We start from the raw sequence: 15792 nt of genomic DNA on the forward strand, positions 1-15792 counted from the left end.
AACATCACCCGCCCGGCTGGCGTGGCCGGGCCCGCCGTTGACGCCTCAGGCGGGGAGGCGGGCGTACACCTCGATCTCGATCTTCATACGCGGGTCGGCGAGGCCGCACACCATCATGGTCGCGGCGGGGCGCACGGTGCCGAAGCGGGCGCGCAGGACGGGCCAGCAGGGCTCGAAGTCGGTGCGGTCGGGCAGCAGGTAGCGCACGCGCACGACGTCGGCGAAGGTGCAGCCGGCCTCCCGCAGCGCCTCCTCGATGTTCGCCAGGCACTGCTCGGCCTGCGCGGTCACGTCGTCGGAGATGGTCATGGTGCGGTAGTCGAAGCCGGTGGTCCCGGAGACGTGCACCCAGTCGCCGTCCACCACGGCCCGGGCGTAGCCGATCTGCTCCTCGAAGACCGATCCGCTGAGGATCACGCGTCGCTCACTCATGCGGGGAACCGTAGGGTGAGCTGCTGTGATACGTCCAATATCGAGCGGCGGCCCGGCTGATATCCCAGAGGATATGAGCCGGCCGGAACTCCCCCTCCCGCAGCTGTATGCCTTCGTCGTGCTCTCCGAGGAGCTGCACTTCGGCCGGGCGGCCGACCGGCTGGGCATCGCGCAGCCGCCGCTCAGCCAGCAGATCCGGCGGCTGGAGGCGAAGGTCGGGTACGAGCTGTTCCACCGCGCTCCGGGAGGCGTCTCCCTCACGGCCGCGGGCGCGGAGCTGCTGCCGGGCGCCCGGCGGGCGCTGGACGCGCTGGCGGACGGGCTGTCGGCGGCCCGGGCCGTGGGCGGAGGGGAGGCGGGACTGCTGCGGCTCGGGTTCGCGGGGTCGCTGGCGCTCACCATGCTGCCGGGGGTGCTGCGGCGGTTCCGGGAGCGGTATCCGGGGGTGGAGCTGGACATCCGGGAGATGACCTCCGCCCCGCAGCTCGTCGCTCTGCGCGAGCGGAGGATCGACGCGGGGCTGCTGAGGGAGCCGCCGGCCGCTGAACCGGGGCTGCGCTTTCGGACCGTGCTGTCGGAGCGGCTCGTCGCCGTCCTCCCGTCGTCGCATCCGCTCGCGTCGGAACGGACCGTGCCGGTGTCGCGGCTGGCGTCGGACCCGTTCGTGCTGCTGCCGCGGTCCGCGGGCCCCCAGTTGTACGACCGGATCGTCGGGGTGTGTTCGGCCGCCGGCTTCGTCCCCCGCGTCGCGCAGCACGCCGTCGAGTGGCAGACCGTCTGCGCGTTGGTGGAGGCCGGCATGGGGGTGTCGCTGGCCCCGGCGGGCGTCCGGCGGATCCGGCTGCGCGGTGTCGCCTTCCGGTCGCCGGCCGGTCCGCCGTCCTGTACGGACGTCGCGGTCGCGTGGCGGGCGGAGGACCGGAGCCCTCTCGTGGGGCGGCTGCTGAAAGCGCTCGACGCGGCTGCGCCGGGCGGCGGATGATGTCCGTATGACTGACGAGTGGATCACCGTCGCCTCGTACCGGAACGTCAAGGGAAGCCCGAACCCGGCCGACGCGCTGCGGGCTTGACTGCGTGAGCGGGGCATCGACTGGATGCCCCTGCGGGCGGAGGACGTGCGGATCGACGTGGGGCGGACGGCGGGGAGCGACGGCAGCGTGCAGTGCTGGGCGAGCGTCCACGTGCTCGGCTCGGCCCTCCGCCCCCTGGGGCTCCATCCGGACCAGCCCGCCTCGCGGGTGAACGGCCCCTCGCCGCCCGCTTGGTGGCATGCGGAGGCCGAGCGGTCGGCCGGGGGGTGGTGAGGGGGCGGCTCCCGTCTCTTGCGTGCCCGGTGGGATGATCCGCGGCATGGGCTACGTACTTGAGGCCGTCATCGCCGGCGAGCGGCTCCTCGCGGAGGCGATGCGTGAGTCGGCCGCCCTACGGGTCGCGCCGCTCGGCCAGGGGCTGTCGCTGATGCCGGTGACGGAGTCGCTGTACGACGCGTTCACGGACGGTTCCGACAGGCGGCCCTACGGCTTCCGGAGGCTGCCCGGCGGCTTCGAGCTGACGTTGGCGCGGTGGTCGGCGGCGGGGCCCGTGGCGTATGTGGAGGTCGAGTTCTTCGGGGGGAGGGGGGAGCAGCGCGCCGTCGTGTGGCACGAGGGCGCGGTCGTGCTGGGGCCGCTGTTCAACGGTGAGGACGAGCGTTTTGCGGCGGAAGGCAGCCCGGTTTCACAGGCGTTGCGTCGGTTGGGTGCCGTCGCGGGTGCGGAGGTCGACGAGTTCTGGGCCGTCGGGCTGCAGCGGCACCGCGGCACGGACGACTGGCTCGGCGGCTGAGGCGCCGTTCCGGCGTACCGCTCAGGAGCCGAGCCGGCCCAGCACCTCGCCGAAGCCCTCGATCGCCCGCAGCGCGTCCGCCTGCGGCATGCCGGGTGGCTGGACGCGCAGGATCACGCCGTCCGCCCCCATCGCCGCGTAGCGGCCGAGGGCGTCCGCGCACTGCTCCGGTGAGCCGATGACACTGCGCGCCGCGATGTCGTCCCACTGCTGGGCGTAGCGCGCCGCGTCCGTCGAGGTGCGCTTCCAGTCGCCGTACGCGTCGTACAGGCCCCGCAGCGGGTCCTCCAGGGCCGCGCGTGCCTGCTGGGCAGTGGGGGCGCAGTAGCCCTCGCGGCAGACCAGGACCTCGGCGCCCAGCGTGCCGGGGCCGCGGTCGTAGGAGCGGTACGCGGCGATCTTCTCGGGGAGTTCGGCGTCCGTCTCGTTGAACGACGTCGTCCAGCCGTCGCACATGCGCGCCGTCCGCTCCAGCGCCGCGGGGACGCGGCCGCCGTTCCAGATGCGGGGGCGGGGGCGCTGGGCGGGGCGGGGGGAGAGAAAGGCGTCCCGCAGCGTCGTGAAGCGGCCCTCGTACGACACCGACTCTTCGGTCCACAGCCGGGTGACCAGCTCCACGCACTCCTCGAAACGTGCCACCTTCTCCTTCGGCTGCGTGCCGTACAGGGTGAACTCCTCGGGCCGGTAGCCGAGGACGAAGCCCGCCGTGAGGCGACCGCCGGAGAGGACGTCGATATGGGCGAGCGTCTCCGCCAGCCAGACGGGCTGGTAGACCGGGGCGATCAGCCCGGCGGTCGCGAGCCCTATGCGCTCGGTGTGCGCCGCGAGCCAGGTCAGCGATGTCAGGGCCTCGTGGTAGCCGGGGCGGTGCAGATGGCGCTCGCCGAGCACCACCCAGTCGAATCCCGCCTGTTCGGCGAGCCGGGCCTGCTCGACGGCGTCCGCCAGCATCGGCCGGTCGGCCTTGTCCGCGTAGAGGTTGACGTACAGGCCGAGTCGCATGGCCGGGCTTCCCTTCCCTTTACGGTCTGGACCGTAAAGGTTAGCGTGTGGCCCGGGGCCGTCAAAGGGTCCGGAGGCCGTGACAGGAGGCTGGTGTGACGGACGAGCTGAGGCGGCGGCTGCGCGGTACGGTGCTGCCGGCGGTGCTGACTCCGATGGACGACCGGGGCGTCGTCGACCACGAGGCGCTGCGGGGGTACGCGGGCCGGATGGCCGCCCAGCCCGTCGGCGGCTTCGCGGTGTGGGCGCACACCGGCCGCGGTCTGTACCTCGACGACGTCGACCGGGCGCAGGTGCTGCGGACGTGGCGGGAGGCGACGGACAAGCCGCTCGTCGCGGGGGCGGGCGTGCCGCGCGGTGTCCGTACGGCGACGGTGGAGGACGCCGTCGAGGCCACCGTCGCGATGGCGGTGCGGGCGGCGGAGCTGGGCGCGGACGCGGTGATGGTGTATCCCCTGGCGGAGTTCGCCCGGTTGCCCGACGGGCACGAGCGGGCGGTACGGCTGCACGAGCGGGTCGCGGAGGCCAGCGGGCTGCCGGTGCTGGGGTTCTTCCTGCACGGGGAGGCGGGCGGTTACGCGTATCCGCCCGGGCTCGTACGGGACCTGCTCGCCCTGCCGCACTCCCTGGGCCTCAAACTCGCCACCCTGGACCGGGCGATGGCCTGCCAGGACGCCATCCGCGCCGCGCAGGGGACGGGACGGCTGGTCGTCACCGGCGAGGACCGGATGTTCGGGCCCAGCCTGATGTGGGGCGCCGACACGGCGCTCGTCGGCATCGCCGCCGCGCAGGCGCCGTTGACGACGGCGGTGCTCGGGGCGTGGGCGGGCGGTGACCACGACGCGTTCGTCGCGGCGTCGGCCCGCCTCGACCGCTTCGCGGAGGCGACCTTCTACGCCCCGATCGAGGGATACGTCCAGCGCATGCACTGGGCGGCGGCCTGGGAGGGCCTCATCCCGGAGCAGGCCGCCCACGACCCGTACGGCCCGCGGCTGCGGGGGGCGGAGCGGGAGCGGGTGGTCCGGTGCCTCGAGGAGCTGGCGAAGGAGGGGTGAGGGTCGGGCGGTCGGGCGCGGCTTTCGCTCCGGGGGGTGACCCCCGGACCCCCCGGGGGTGATCCCCGGACCCCTGGGAGGTGATCCCCGGACCCCCGGGCATGAGGGTCGGGGTACCAGCCCGGCGGAGCCGAGTGCCGCGGTTCTTGGGGGTCCCCCCAAACCCCCGTCGGGTCTGGCAGGTCGGTTGGTACCGGCCGTGGAGTCGTCGGGCGGAGCGGGAGCGTCGGGGTTTGCTGGCGGGTGGTCCTTGGGCCCCGGGCAGGTATGGGGGTCGGCGGTGCTGGCCCGGCGGAGTGGCGTGCCGCGGCTTTTTGGGGGGGGTGCCCCAAACCCCGGACCGGTTTGGCAGGTCGGTTGGGACCGGCCCGGAGTTGTCAGGCGGAGCGGAGCGTCGGGGTTTGCTGGCGAGTGGCCCTCGGGCCCCGGGCGGGCATGAGGGTCGGCGATGCCGGGCCGGTGGAGCGGAGTGCCGCGGTTCTTGGGGGGTGCCCCCCCGAAGCCCCGTCGGGTCTGGCAGGTCGATTGGGACTGGCCCGGAGTTGTAGGGCGGAGCAGTGCGTCGGGGTTTGCTGGCGGGTGGTCCTCGGGCCCCGGGTGGGCATGGGGGTCGGCGGTCGGGCCCCGGCCCGGGCCGGGCAGGCAGGTCAGCTGGGGTGGCTGGCCCGGGGTTCGCCGGGCGGAGTGGCGTGCTGCGTTTTCCCAGGGGATGGCCCGGCCGGGCGAGCAGGTCAGCCGGGGTGGTTGGTTGGGCTTCGCTGGGCGAAACGGGGCAGCGCGGGGCGGGAGGTGACCGTTCGGGTGGCGGGCTGCGGGCGGTCGGCCGCGTGGTGCGGTGGTGAACGCCGGGTGGTCGGCCGTGTGGTGCGGGGATTGCGTTGGTCGGGGTGGCCCGGTGGCCGCTTTGCTTCGTCGTGCGCGGTCCCGCCCGCACTCCCGGCTGGGGGCCGGGGGTCATCCCCCGGACGGGTGTGGCAGGTTGAACAGGGCTGCTGCGTTGCGCCACAGGACCCGGGCGCGTTCCTCCGGGGTGAAGCCCGCGTCGCGGATGACGCCCAGTGCCACGCTGGGGTCCAGCAAGGTGGCGTCCGTGCCGAAGAGGAGGCGCGTGACCGGGACGCCCGCCTCGCGGGCGTACGTGACGCGGTCCGCGTCCGTGATGGTGCGGCAGTGCTCGAGGTACAGGCGGTCGCACGCCGCCGCCGCGTGGGCCGCCTCGCGCCAGGCGTCTCCGCCCGCGTGGCCGACGACGACGCGAAGGCGCGGGAAGTCCGCCAGGAGGGCGGGGAGGAGGGACACGTCCGCCTCCCACGTGTGCAGGAGGAGAGGGACCCCCAGCTCGTCCAGCAGCGCGAACGCCTCGCGCATCTGCCGGGATCCGATCGCACACCCCGGGTAGTGCGTGTGGATCTTCGCCCCCACGAACCGGCCGCCCGCCAGGTGGCGGCGCAGGTCCGCCGCGCTCTGCTCGATGCGGTTGGGGTTGACCACCGCGTAGCCGTACAGCCGGGGCCGGTCCGCGAGGACGCGCGCCAGCGCCGCGTTCCCGGCCACCGCGTCGTACGTCACGCCCTCCGCGGCCGAGACGATCTGCAGATCGATCCCGTACCGGTCCATCAGACCCAGGTTCAGGTCCGCGCCGTCGACGTCCATGTGGAACGGCCACGGACCCCAGTGCGCGTGCACATCGATGATCGGCATCAGCTCAGCAGCCCTTCGACGTTCCCGCCCGCGACGGCCTTGCGGTCGGCCTCGCCGATCCGCGCGTACCGCAGACGCAGCGTCTGCGGGGAGAGGTCCATGAACGGCGTCCGGGAGCCGAAGACGAGGTGGCCGGACCCGACCGTGTCCACGACCCGTTCGATGGAGTCGGGCGCCGACAGCATCCGCGTCGTGATCATGAAGCCCGACTCGTGCCGCGCCAGCAGCAGGAAGTCCGCCAGCAGATACGCGTGCAGGTCGAGGAACACCACCCGCGCCCCCCGGCCCGTGAGCCCCGGGCCGAAGCGGCGCGGGTCGCCGTCGTGCAGCAGCACCATGTCCCGGGCCAGCGCCTGTTCCACCACGTGCCGGTAGCCGGGGAAGCCCGGCTCCGGACCGCCCTGCTGCACGGTGAACAGCCGCAGGAAGCGCACGCCCGCCGCCCGCAGCGCGTCCAGCTGCTCCTCCGCGGCGAGCGCGTCGCGCAGGTCGACCGTGCCGACGGGCAGCAGCTCCGGGGAGTCCGCGAGGTCGCGGAGCGTCTCGGCGTTGCCGGCGGCGTCGTCGAAGAGCGCACCGCGCGTCGACAGGGCCAGCGCCCGTTCGACGGGGGAGCGGGACAGCCGCTCGCGTACCTCCGCCAGGCCCACGTCCCGGTGGGCCTGCGGCCAGGGCCCGTAGAGGACGTCCACATCCCACAGGACCCGCTCGTCGTCCGTCGGCGTCAGCCACTCGTACGGCTCCGGCTCGCCCGTGCTCCCGGTCGGCGCCGTCATGAGCCGTGCGCCAGGCGGATCGCGCGGGCGATGTCGTCCACGTCGGCGGGGGAGTAGCCCTCGTTCCAGTCCAGCCCCAGCAGCGTGTGCCCGATCAGCCGCTCAGCCTGCGGGCACAGCCCGTCCGGATAGCCGGTGAACACGGGGTTGGCGTACAGCGGCCGCTCCAGATAGCCGGGGAACGACGGGATGCCCTCGGCCGCGAGTGCCTTCGCCCAGCGGGCGTTGTCGTCGACGAGCAGCGGATACACCCACCAGGCGTGCCCGTCCGGCCGCGGCGCGGTCCGTACGCCGTCCAGGCCGGCCAGCGCGGCGGTGAGCCGCGCGGCGCGCTCCCGGCGGACGCGGACGACGTCCGCCACCTTGCCGAGCTGGGCCCGGGTGACGGCCGCCGTCAGCTCCGGCATCCGGTAGTTCAGGCCCGGCACCCGGTGGACGCGGCCCTCGGAGCGGTCCCAGCCCTTGTCGGCGAACAGCCGCATCCGGCGGGCCAGCCCGGGGTCGTCGGTGATCGCCAGGCCGCCGTCGCCGGCGGTGATGTGCTTGTACTGCTGGAGGCTGAAGCAGGCGATGTCGCCGAACGTGCCCAGCAGCCGCCCGTCGCCGTCCTCCGCCAGCCACGCCTGCGCACAGTCCTCGATGAGCACCAGCCCGTGCCGGTCGCAGACGGCGCGCAGTTCGGCGATACGGGCGGCGGCGCCGAAGAGGTGGACGGCGATGACCGCTTTCGTGCGCGGGGTGACGGCCGCCTCCACCGCGGAGGGGTCGAGGTTTCCGTCGTCGGGGAGGACGTCGGCGAACACCACCCTGCCGCCCTCCGCCAGCACGGGCGCCACCGTGCCGAAGTCCGAGAGCGGCGTCGTGATGACCTCGTCGCCGGGGCGGATCCCGGCCGCGGCCACGGCCAGGTGCAGGGAGGCGGTCCCCGAGCTGCACGCCACCGCGTGCGTACGTCCGTACAGCCCGGCCATCTCCCGCTGCAGCGCGGGGACCTCGGTGCCGAACGTGCCGCACAGGACGCCGGAGTCGAGGACCCGCAGCACCGCCGCCCGCTCCTCGTCGCCGATCGTGCGCCCTCGCGGACTGAGAACAGTGGGCAGCGGCCTCTCCCGTACGGGCATGACAGCGATATCCTCTCGGGGCGGCGGTCGTTATGGCCTGGACCGAAAACTAGGCGCCGGGATGAGAGGCGTCAACCCTGCCGCAAGGCATCCGTAACGCTCGGTGAAGCCTAGACTGACGGGCGACATTCGGGACCCGGCCGGAAGAGGCCGACGTATTGGAGGAGACCGGCGGATGGCGCTGACCGTCGGGGTGATCGGCCCCGAGGACCTGGTGCAGAAGGTGCTGGCGGCCGGCGCTCCCGGCGCCACCCAGCTGTTGGGTCTGCCGTACCGGCACGAGGACGAGACCCTCGACGTCGTACGGGAGGCGACGGCGTCCGGCGCGGACGCCCTGCTCTTCACCGGCGTGGTGCCGCACGCGCTCGCGGCCCAGGCCGGCCTGCTCGACCGTCCGGCCATGTACGTCCCGTACAGCGGCGCGACCCTGCTGCGCGCCCTGGTGGAGCTGCTGCGCCTCGGCCACGACGTGTCCCGCGTGTCCATCGACACCCTGCAGCGCGGCGAGGTGGTCGAGACGCTCACGGAGGCCAAACTGCCCACGGAGCACGTGCACGTGCTGCCGTACCGGCCCGGGCTGACCGGCGACGACCTGGTGGCCTTCCACCTCGGCGCCCGCGACAAGAAGGGCACCCGGGTGGCGATCACCTGCCTGGGCTCCGCGTACCACGCGCTCGACAACGAGACGCACGCCGTGCGCCTCGCGCCCTCCCGGCACTCCATCCGCGCCACGCTGCAGTCGCTGGTGCTCACCGCCTCCGCCGCACACAGCGGCGACGCGCAGGTGGCGCTGGGCATCGTCGACGTGCCGGGCGACTCCGCCGCCGACCCCTCCGCCGCCGACTCCGAACTCGCCGCGGACCTCGCCGCGCTGGGCGGCAGCCTCGCCCGGCTGCCGGACGGGCAGCGGCTGGTGGTCACCACCCGGGGCGTGCTGGAGAAGACCAGCGAGCGCTTCACCCGGCTGCCGCTGCTGGACACGCTCGCGGCGCGGCACGAGTCGGCGCACGTGGGCTTCGGCCTCGGCCGGACCGCCGCGGAGGCCGAGTCGCTGGCCCGGCGGGCGGTGAACCGGGCCCGTGCGGTGGGGCCGGTGGCGGGCGTGGTGTCCATGCGCGACGACGTCGACATCGTCGTCGGCGCGGACGCCGCCGACGGCCTCGCCCCGGCCGGTCCCGAGAACCTCGCCCTGCTCGCCCGCCGGGTCGGCCTCAACCCGCAGACCCTCGACAAGCTGCGCGAACTCGTCGCCGCCAGCGAGGCGGAGGGGCTGACCGCGCAGGCCGTGGCCGAACACCTCGCCGTCCAGCAGCGCACCGCCCGGCGGGTGCTCAAGCGGCTGGAGCGGGCGGGGGTCGCGGTGCCGATCGGCAGCCAGCAGCAGGGGCAGACGGGGCGGCCGCCGATCGTGTACCGGATGCGGTTCTGACGGCTGCCGCAGGCGTCGGCGGCCGCACCCGCGCCCCGGGTGCGACGCCTTGCCACAGCGCCGCGCGCCAATTACGGTCTAGGCCGTAACTCGTTGGACGGCCGGGACGTCCTGCCGTCGGGTGCCGGTACGCCCGGCTTCAACGAAGGAGCCGCGCTTGAGAGTCGCCTCGGTCCGCACCCGTGTCGTCAGCGCACCGTATGTGCGCCCCTTCGTCATCAGCAGCGGTGCCAGCCCCGACCTGGTCAGCCTCGTCGTCGAGGTGACGACGGACGAGGGCCTCACCGGTTACGGCGAGGCCTCGCCCATGACGGCGTACACCGGCGACACGCTGCCCGGACTCACCGCCGCCGTCACCGAGTACGCCGGCCCCGCGCTGATCGGCCGCGACCCGCTGGACGTGGCGGGCGCCCACGCGGCGATGGACGCGGCCATCCGCGGCCAGCAACTCGCCAAGGCGGCACTCGACCTGGCCCTGCACGACCTCGCGGGGCGCGTCGCGGGCTGGCCCGTGCACGTCCTGCTCGGGGGGCGGATCCGGGAGCGGGTGCCGACCACCTGGGTGGTGGGCCTGGGCACCCTGGAGGAGATGGCGGCGGAGGCTGCGGAGTACGCCGCGAAGGGCTTCACGCACATCAAGGTCAAGGGCGGTGTGGACCCGGCCGCGGACATCGAACTGGTCCGCGCGGTACGGGCCGTGCTGCCGCCGGGAACCGAACTCTCCCTCGACGCCAACGAGGGCTACGACCCGACCACCGCCGCCCGCACGCTGGCCCGGATGGCCGACGCGGGCCTGGACCTCGTCGAACAGCCGCTCCCGCGCTGGGACCTGGACGGGCTTGCCGCGCTGCGGCGCCGGATCGGCGTGCGGGTGATGGCGGACGAGAGCATGCAGTCCCCGCACGACGCCCTGGAGATCGTCCGGCGCGGCGCGGCGGACGTCCTCAACATCAAGATCCTCAAGGTCGGCGGCCTGCACCGGGCCCGCCAGGTCGCGGCGGTGGCAGAGGCGGCGGGCCTCGCGGTGAAGATCGGCTCGATGCCCGAACTGGGCGTCGCCACCCTGGCCGCCGTCCATCTGGCGGCGGCGCTCCCGCACGCCACGGTCCCGGCGGACCTGGTGGGCCCGCTGATGGTCCGTGAAGAGCCCCTGGCACCCACCGCGTTCGCCTCCGCGGGCACGGGGTGGGTGAAGGTCCCGACGGGCGCGGGGCTGGGGCACGACCTGGGCTGAGCGCGCGCGGCGCTCCCCGGCCCGAGCGAGCGGGCCGAGGAGCGCGGCAGGGCGCGACGGAGTCAGACGTGTCGAGGCCCGGCGGAGACGGTCGCACCCTCTCCGCCGGCCCCCCCCGGATCACCTCACCCCACGGCGATGTCGAACACGTGCATGGCGTTCTCCCCCGCCGCCACCCGGTCGCTCACGTGCGGCAGCACCACCGCGCGGACCTCCTTGCCCGGGTCCAGCGGCACGCCCGCGAAGAACACGTGCACGCCCGACGCCCGGGGCTGCTGGACGTTGCCGGGACGGTTGCGGTACGGCGTCCTGATCGCCGGATCGCTGCCCGCCGGCGGCGCGCTGTACCAGTCGGGGACCGAGAGCGTGAACTCGTCGACGCTGCCGTCCGCGTACAGCACCGCCCCGTTGCCGGAGGAGAGGCCGTACGTCGAGGCGGCCAGCAGGCCCAGCGTGCTGCCGGAGCCCGAGACGGCGATCGTGTCGCCCGAGGCCACCACGTTGTCCGGCGCCCCGACCGGGACGTCCGGCCAGGTGAACGTGACCCCGCCGTGCGTCACCGCGGCGCCCGGCGAGGCGCCCGCGGCGGCGAGGGCCTGGGCCGAGAGGCTGGAGCCGTTGCCGTCGAAGTCCGCCGCGCCGGTGTTGTCGTCGCTGCTGACGCCCACGTTGTCCCGCGACTCGGCGAGTGACTTCGGCGGATGCGGTACGACGACGGCGGTGCCCGTCGTCAGGCGCACCGGCGTCGCGTCGTCGCCGTAGACGTACGACGCGGTCGCCGGCAGCGGGTGTTCGCCCGGCGGGGCGCCGGCGGGCGGTTTCAGCACCCAGCGGGCCGTCACCGACTTGCCGGGCGCGACCGCGCCGAACGACGTCCCGGATGCGGGCTCCGCGCTCCAGCCGTCGGGGGCGGTGAACGCCAGCTTCGCCTCCTCCACGGCGATCCGGCTGTGGTTGGCCAGCGTCAGCGTGACGTCCGTGGCCTGGTCCGGCTGGAGGTAGCGCTGGCCGGTCCGCAGCGTCAGCGTCGTCGCCGGCGGCGCGTCGTCGGGGGCGCCGGGGCGCACCCGGTACAGCACGACGCCGTGCGCCGGCACGGACGCGGCGATCTGCCCGGCACTGCTGACGGAGCCCTTGGTCCACAGATCGCGCAGGGTGTACGCCGGGGCGCGCGGCAGTCCGGCCTCCGCCGCCGAGGTGCTGATCTCCGCCGCGGTCGGGCTGTCGTTCCACAGGGCGACGGCGACGTCGCCGTTCGCCAGCGGCTTGGCGATCACGAAGTGGCCGTCCGCGGTCTGGCGGACCACCCGGCCCTGGACCCCGAGCCGGTCCTGGTCGACGGCGATGGCGTCCCGGTTGAGCAGGATGTCCATGGTCTGCGGGGTGGCCCGGCGCAGGTCCGTGCCGATGAGCAGCGGTGCCGCCATGATCGACCAGAGGCTGAAGTGGGCCTGCTGCTCGGTGACGCTCCAACTGCCGTTGCCGACCTGCAGCATGTCGGGGTCGTTCCAGTGGCCGGGCCCGGCGTGGTCCGCGAGCGTCAGGTTGAAGCGCGCGATGCGGGACATGCTGGCGTAGTTGGGCGCGATGTCACCCGTCGTACGCCACAGCTGGCCCACGTCCCTGCCCCACAGCCAGGGCTGGTTCTGGCCCCATTCGCAGATGCTGTAGACGATGGGGCGGCCGGTCGTGGCCGAGGCCGCCCGGAGCGCCTCGCCCATCGCCGTATAGCGCTCGACGGCGTCCAGGCCGGCGTTATTGCAGTTGTCGTACTTGAGGTAGTCGACGCCCCAGTCCGCGAAGTCCTGTGCGTCCACGCTCTCGTAGGTGCGGGCGCCGGGTGTCCAGCCCGCCCCGAGGGTGCCGTCGAAGCCCGCGGTGTTGCAGGTGCGGGTCCCGCGGTCGTGGTAGAGGCCGAACTTGAGGCCCTTGCCGTGGACGTAGTCGGCGACCGTGGCGATCCCGCCGGGGAAGCGCACCGGGTCGGGTACGAGATGGCCCCCGGCGTCGCGCGAGCCCTCGGGGCCGCTCTGCGGGCGGGCCCAGCAGTCGTCGAGGTTGATGTACTCGTAGCCCGCGTCCTTCAGCCCCGTGGAGACGAAGAGGTCCGCCATCGACCTGACATAGCCCTCGTTGAAGTCGGCGCGGCAGGCGGTGTCGTTCCAGTTGTTGAAGCCCATCGGCGGAGTGGGCACGAGGCCCTGGTTCGCGACGGCGGTGGCGGTGGCGGTCGGTGGATCGGCGGCGGCGGCCTGGCCCGCCGGTGCGGCCGCCAGGCCGCAGAGCAGGGCCAGGGACACCGCGAAGGTGACCGGACTTCTTCGGGTTCGTGCCATGCGGTCGCGCGCCATGGAGTCCCACCTCGGATAGGTCCCATCTTCTCGTGACCGGCACCGTACAGATAGCGCTTTCTCCGGTCAATGGGGCAGGAACCATCGGAGGATTGGCTTACCGAGGAAACGCATTCCGCGAAACGTCACATCTCCCGCAGCACCCGGTCGCGGATCAGCGCGATCACGTCCGCCGCGTGGTCGTTCAGATAGAAGTGCCCCCCGGTGAACCAGTGGAAGACGCACTCCGCCGCCGTGTGCTCCGACCAGCTGCGCGCCTCGCCCGGCGTGACCTCCGGGTCGCTGTCGCCGTTCACGACCACCAGCGGGCAGTCCAGCGCGGGGCCGGGCTCGTAGCGGTACGTCTCCGCCGCCTTGTAGTCCGCCCGGATCGCCGGGAGTACGGCGCGCAGCAGCTCGTCGTCGCCCAGGACCGTGGGGTCCGTACCGCTCATCCGCTTGATCGTGGCGATGAGATGGTCGTCGCCCGCGAGATGGACCCGCTCGTTGGCGCGATGGCGCGATGGCGCCCGGCGGCCGGAGGCGAACAGCACCAGCGGGGTCACCCCCCGCTCCCGCAGCCGCAGCGCCACCTCGAACGCCACCGTCGCGCCCAGGCTGTGCCCGAACAGCGCCACCGGGCGGTCGCACCAGGGACGCAGCTCCTCGGCCGTACGGTCGGCGAGCAGGCGGGCGTCGTCCAGACACGGCTCGTGTCGGCGGTCCTGGCGGCCCGGGTACTGCACGGTGACCACGTCCAGCCCCGGCGACAGCGCCCGGGAGACGGGGAAGTAGTAGCTGGCGGAGCCGCCCGCGTGCGGAAAGCACACGAGCCGGGCGGCCGCGTCGTCCGCCGGGTGGAAGCGCCGTATCCAGGCGCCTGCCGTCGTTCGTGCGGTGGTCATCGGATTCCTTCCGGGTACGGCCCCTCGCGGGCCGGGTCTCGGGTCACACGAGGCTCCAGCTCGCCGGTGGCCGCCAGCCGTGACTAGGGCTCCACGTCGTCAGGCGCCGCAGCGTCGCCTCCGTCTTCTGGTCGCCGGCCGCGTGCAGCGCCGTGATCAGCACCAGCGTGACCGCCGCGATCTCCACCGGATCCGGCTCGCCGCGGATGAAGCGCACCAGCGGCTCGGGGCCGTCCATGGACGTCACGCTCCTCCTCCTCGTACGGCTCACATCGGCGGGTTGCCGTGCTTGCGGACCGGCATCGGGGCGTGCTTGGCGCGCAGCACCGACAGCGCCTCGATGAGCACCGGGCGGGTGGCCGCGGGGTCGATCACGTCGTCGACCAGGCCGCGTTCCGCCGCGTAGTACGGGTGCATGAGCTCCTGGCGGTACTGCTTCACGCGCTGCGCGCGTGCCGCCTCCGGGTCGTCCGCGGCGGCGATCTCGCGCCGGAAGACGACGTTGGCGGCGCCCTCCGCGCCCATCACGGCGATCTCGTTGCTGGGCCAGGCGAACGACAGGTCGCAGCCGATCGAGCGGGAGTCCATCACGATGTACGCGCCGCCGTACGCCTTGCGCAGGATCACCTGTACGCGCGGCACGGTCGCCGCGCAGTACGCGTACAGGAGCTTGGCGCCGTGCCGGATGATGCCGCCGTGCTCCTGCGAGCCGCCCGGGAGGAATCCCGGCACGTCCACCAGGGTCACCAGCGGGATGCTGAACGAGTCGCAGGTCTGGACGAACCGGGCCGCCTTCTCCGAGGCGTTGATGTCCAGCACCCCGGCCTGCTTCAGCGGCTGGTTGGCGACGATGCCGACGACGTGGCCGTCGAGCCGGCCGAAGCCGCAGATGATGTTCTGGGCCCAGTTGGCGTGCACCTCGAACAGGTCGCCGTCGTCGATGATCTCCTCGATCACCTGGTACATATCGTAGGAGCGGTTGGGGTCGACGGGGACGAGTTCGATGAGCTTCTCGTTACGGCGGCCGGCCGGGTCGTGCGGCTGGTGCCACACGGGCAGTTCGCGGTTGTTGGACGGCAGCAGCGAGAGCAGGTGCCGCACCTCGGCGATGCAGTGCTCCTCGTCGTCGTACAGGAAGCCGCTGGCTCCGGAGACGGACGAGTGGACGACGGCGCCGCCGAGTTCGTTGTGGCCGATCTGCTCGCCGGTGACGGCCTGCACCACGTCGGGGCCGGTGATGTACATCTGCGAGATGTCGCGGACCATGAAGACGAAGTCGGTCAGGGCGGGGGAGTACGTCGCGCCGCCCGCGCACGGGCCGAGCATCACGCTGATCTGCGGGATCACGCCGGACGCGGCCACGTTGCGGCGGAAGATGCCGCCGTAGCCGGCGAGGGCCGTCACGCCCTCCTGGATCCGGGCGCCCGCGCCGTCGCTCAGCGCGACGAGGGGGGCGCCGGAGGTCAGGGCGAGGTCCATCACCTTGTGGATCTTCTCCGCGTGGGCCTCGCCCAGGGAGCCGCCGAAGATGCGGAAGTCGTGGGCGTACACGAAGACGGTGCGGCCCTCGACCTTGCCCCAGCCGGTGACCACGCCGTCGGTGTGGGGGCGCCGGTCCTCCAGGCCGAAGCCGGTGGCCCTGTGCCTGCGCAGCTGTTCGATCTCGCGGAACGTGCCGGGGTCGAAGAGCAGGTCGAGCCGCTCGCGCACGGTGAGCTTGCCGCGGTCGTGCTGGGCGTCGGAGGCGCGCTGGGACGGGCCGCGTTCGGCGGCCTCCTTCACCGTACGCAGCTCGGTCACCCGGACGCTCAGGTCTGAGGCCGTCATACACACCCCTTTCGATGCGGCTGGCCTCCGGCGGGTCCGGCGGCAGAGACTTTCCGGGGGCTCCGCCCCCGGGCCCCCTTGGGCGGGGGTGGCTGGGTTGGTGCGGTCGGGGGACCTGGTGACGCTGCCGTTCGCGCTGACCGCGCTCGCGTGCGG

Annotated in this window: 15 protein-coding genes; 6 read left to right on the plus strand and 9 right to left on the minus strand. The window is 73.6% G+C overall.

From position 1 onward, the window contains the following. Nucleotides 1-45: 45 nt before the first annotated feature. Entirely contained in the window at nt 46-432 is a 387-nt protein-coding gene (locus tag AB0M28_RS12445; protein WP_365402064.1) for a RidA family protein, read from the minus strand. Nucleotides 433-505: 73 nt separating this feature from the next. On the opposite strand from AB0M28_RS12445, the gene AB0M28_RS12450 reads away from it, so the two are divergent. The 3 genes from AB0M28_RS12450 to AB0M28_RS12460 all read left to right on the plus strand — a co-directional run bounded on the left by AB0M28_RS12450 (nt 506) and on the right by AB0M28_RS12460 (nt 2256). Beyond that, a complete protein-coding gene (locus AB0M28_RS12450; protein ID WP_365402067.1) occupies nt 506-1414 on the plus strand; it encodes a LysR family transcriptional regulator in 909 nt (302 codons plus the stop codon). Nucleotides 1415-1526: 112 nt separating this feature from the next. After that, on the plus strand, nt 1527-1736 hold the full coding sequence (locus AB0M28_RS12455; RefSeq protein ID WP_365402070.1) for a hypothetical protein: 210 nt from the start codon (nt 1527-1529) through the stop codon (nt 1734-1736). A 46-nt stretch (nt 1737-1782) separates the two neighbouring features. Beyond that, entirely contained in the window at nt 1783-2256 is a 474-nt protein-coding gene (locus AB0M28_RS12460) for a hypothetical protein (RefSeq protein WP_365402073.1), read from the plus strand. 21 nt (nt 2257-2277) lie between these two features. Here AB0M28_RS12460 and AB0M28_RS12465 read toward each other — a convergent pair whose 3' ends face one another. After that, nucleotides 2278-3258 carry an LLM class flavin-dependent oxidoreductase gene (locus AB0M28_RS12465; protein ID WP_365402076.1) on the minus strand — a complete coding sequence of 327 codons (981 nt, stop codon included), beginning with the start codon at nt 3256-3258 and terminating at the stop codon, nt 2278-2280. Nucleotides 3259-3353: 95 nt separating this feature from the next. Between AB0M28_RS12465 and AB0M28_RS12470 the strand changes: the two genes are divergently transcribed. Beyond that, complete coding sequence (locus AB0M28_RS12470; protein WP_365402079.1) at nt 3354-4313, plus strand: dihydrodipicolinate synthase family protein; 960 nt, start codon at nt 3354-3356, stop codon at nt 4311-4313. A 954-nt stretch (nt 4314-5267) separates the two neighbouring features. On the opposite strand, the gene AB0M28_RS12475 is transcribed toward AB0M28_RS12470, so the two are convergent. The 3 genes from AB0M28_RS12475 to AB0M28_RS12485 are packed head-to-tail and all read right to left on the minus strand — an operon-like array spanning nt 5268 to nt 7911. Next, the gene (locus tag AB0M28_RS12475; protein ID WP_365402082.1) at nt 5268-6014 is read right to left on the minus strand and encodes an amidohydrolase family protein; all 747 of its coding nucleotides are present in this window, start codon (nt 6012-6014) and stop codon (nt 5268-5270) included. Beyond that, nucleotides 6014-6790 carry a hypothetical protein gene (locus AB0M28_RS12480; protein WP_365402085.1) on the minus strand — a complete coding sequence of 259 codons (777 nt, stop codon included), beginning with the start codon at nt 6788-6790 and terminating at the stop codon, nt 6014-6016. Before AB0M28_RS12480 ends, AB0M28_RS12475 begins: the two co-directional genes overlap by 1 nt. Further along, entirely contained in the window at nt 6787-7911 is a 1125-nt protein-coding gene (locus tag AB0M28_RS12485) for a DegT/DnrJ/EryC1/StrS family aminotransferase (protein WP_365402088.1), read from the minus strand. The genes AB0M28_RS12480 and AB0M28_RS12485 overlap by 4 nt, the downstream gene beginning before the upstream one ends. A gap of 175 nt (nt 7912-8086) precedes the next feature. On the opposite strand from AB0M28_RS12485, the gene AB0M28_RS12490 reads away from it, so the two are divergent. Further along, on the plus strand, nt 8087-9340 hold the full coding sequence (locus tag AB0M28_RS12490; protein ID WP_365402091.1) for an HTH domain-containing protein: 1254 nt from the start codon (nt 8087-8089) through the stop codon (nt 9338-9340). A gap of 157 nt (nt 9341-9497) precedes the next feature. Further along, nucleotides 9498-10574, plus strand: a complete 1077-nt coding sequence (locus AB0M28_RS12495) for an enolase C-terminal domain-like protein (protein ID WP_365402093.1) — start codon at nt 9498-9500, stop codon at nt 10572-10574. Nucleotides 10575-10699: 125 nt separating this feature from the next. Here the strand turns inward: AB0M28_RS12495 and AB0M28_RS12500 are convergent, their stop codons facing one another. From AB0M28_RS12500 to AB0M28_RS12515, 4 genes are all read right to left on the minus strand, one after another. After that, nucleotides 10700-12910, minus strand: coding sequence for an NEW3 domain-containing protein (locus AB0M28_RS12500; RefSeq protein WP_365402096.1), 2211 nt, complete (start codon nt 12908-12910; stop codon nt 10700-10702). 140 nt (nt 12911-13050) lie between these two features. Further along, on the minus strand, nt 13051-13809 hold the full coding sequence (locus AB0M28_RS12505; protein WP_365402099.1) for an alpha/beta fold hydrolase: 759 nt from the start codon (nt 13807-13809) through the stop codon (nt 13051-13053). Nucleotides 13810-13852: 43 nt separating this feature from the next. Then, on the minus strand, nt 13853-14047 hold the full coding sequence (locus AB0M28_RS12510) for an acyl-CoA carboxylase subunit epsilon (RefSeq protein ID WP_365402105.1): 195 nt from the start codon (nt 14045-14047) through the stop codon (nt 13853-13855). A gap of 29 nt (nt 14048-14076) precedes the next feature. Then, nucleotides 14077-15636 carry an acyl-CoA carboxylase subunit beta gene (locus tag AB0M28_RS12515; protein WP_365402102.1) on the minus strand — a complete coding sequence of 520 codons (1560 nt, stop codon included), beginning with the start codon at nt 15634-15636 and terminating at the stop codon, nt 14077-14079. Between the last annotated feature and the right edge of the window lie 156 nt (nt 15637-15792).

This window comes from Streptomyces sp. NPDC051940, assembly GCF_040680895.1.
GTDB lineage: Bacteria > Actinomycetota > Actinomycetes > Streptomycetales > Streptomycetaceae > Streptomyces.

Bases quoted from the DNA above. Each gene is read 5' to 3' on its own strand.
- AB0M28_RS12450 (WP_365402067.1), top strand. From the start codon at position 506: ATGAGCCGGCCGGAACTCCCCCTCCCGCAGCTGTATGCCTTCGTCGTG.
- AB0M28_RS12445 (WP_365402064.1), bottom strand. From the start codon at position 432: ATGAGTGAGCGACGCGTGATCCTCAGCGGATCGGTCTTCGAGGAGCAG.
- AB0M28_RS12485 (WP_365402088.1), bottom strand. From the start codon at position 7,911: ATGCCCGTACGGGAGAGGCCGCTGCCCACTGTTCTCAGTCCGCGAGGG.
- AB0M28_RS12515 (WP_365402102.1), bottom strand. From the start codon at position 15,636: ATGACGGCCTCAGACCTGAGCGTCCGGGTGACCGAGCTGCGTACGGTG.
- AB0M28_RS12500 (WP_365402096.1), bottom strand. From the start codon at position 12,910: ATGGCACGAACCCGAAGAAGTCCGGTCACCTTCGCGGTGTCCCTGGCC.
- AB0M28_RS12480 (WP_365402085.1), bottom strand. From the start codon at position 6,790: ATGACGGCGCCGACCGGGAGCACGGGCGAGCCGGAGCCGTACGAGTGG.
- AB0M28_RS12490 (WP_365402091.1), top strand. From the start codon at position 8,087: ATGGCGCTGACCGTCGGGGTGATCGGCCCCGAGGACCTGGTGCAGAAG.
- AB0M28_RS12465 (WP_365402076.1), bottom strand. From the start codon at position 3,258: ATGCGACTCGGCCTGTACGTCAACCTCTACGCGGACAAGGCCGACCGG.
- AB0M28_RS12475 (WP_365402082.1), bottom strand. From the start codon at position 6,014: ATGCCGATCATCGATGTGCACGCGCACTGGGGTCCGTGGCCGTTCCAC.
- AB0M28_RS12510 (WP_365402105.1), bottom strand. From the start codon at position 14,047: ATGGACGGCCCCGAGCCGCTGGTGCGCTTCATCCGCGGCGAGCCGGAT.
- AB0M28_RS12505 (WP_365402099.1), bottom strand. From the start codon at position 13,809: ATGACCACCGCACGAACGACGGCAGGCGCCTGGATACGGCGCTTCCAC.
- AB0M28_RS12455 (WP_365402070.1), top strand. From the start codon at position 1,527: ATGCCCCTGCGGGCGGAGGACGTGCGGATCGACGTGGGGCGGACGGCG.
- AB0M28_RS12460 (WP_365402073.1), top strand. From the start codon at position 1,783: ATGGGCTACGTACTTGAGGCCGTCATCGCCGGCGAGCGGCTCCTCGCG.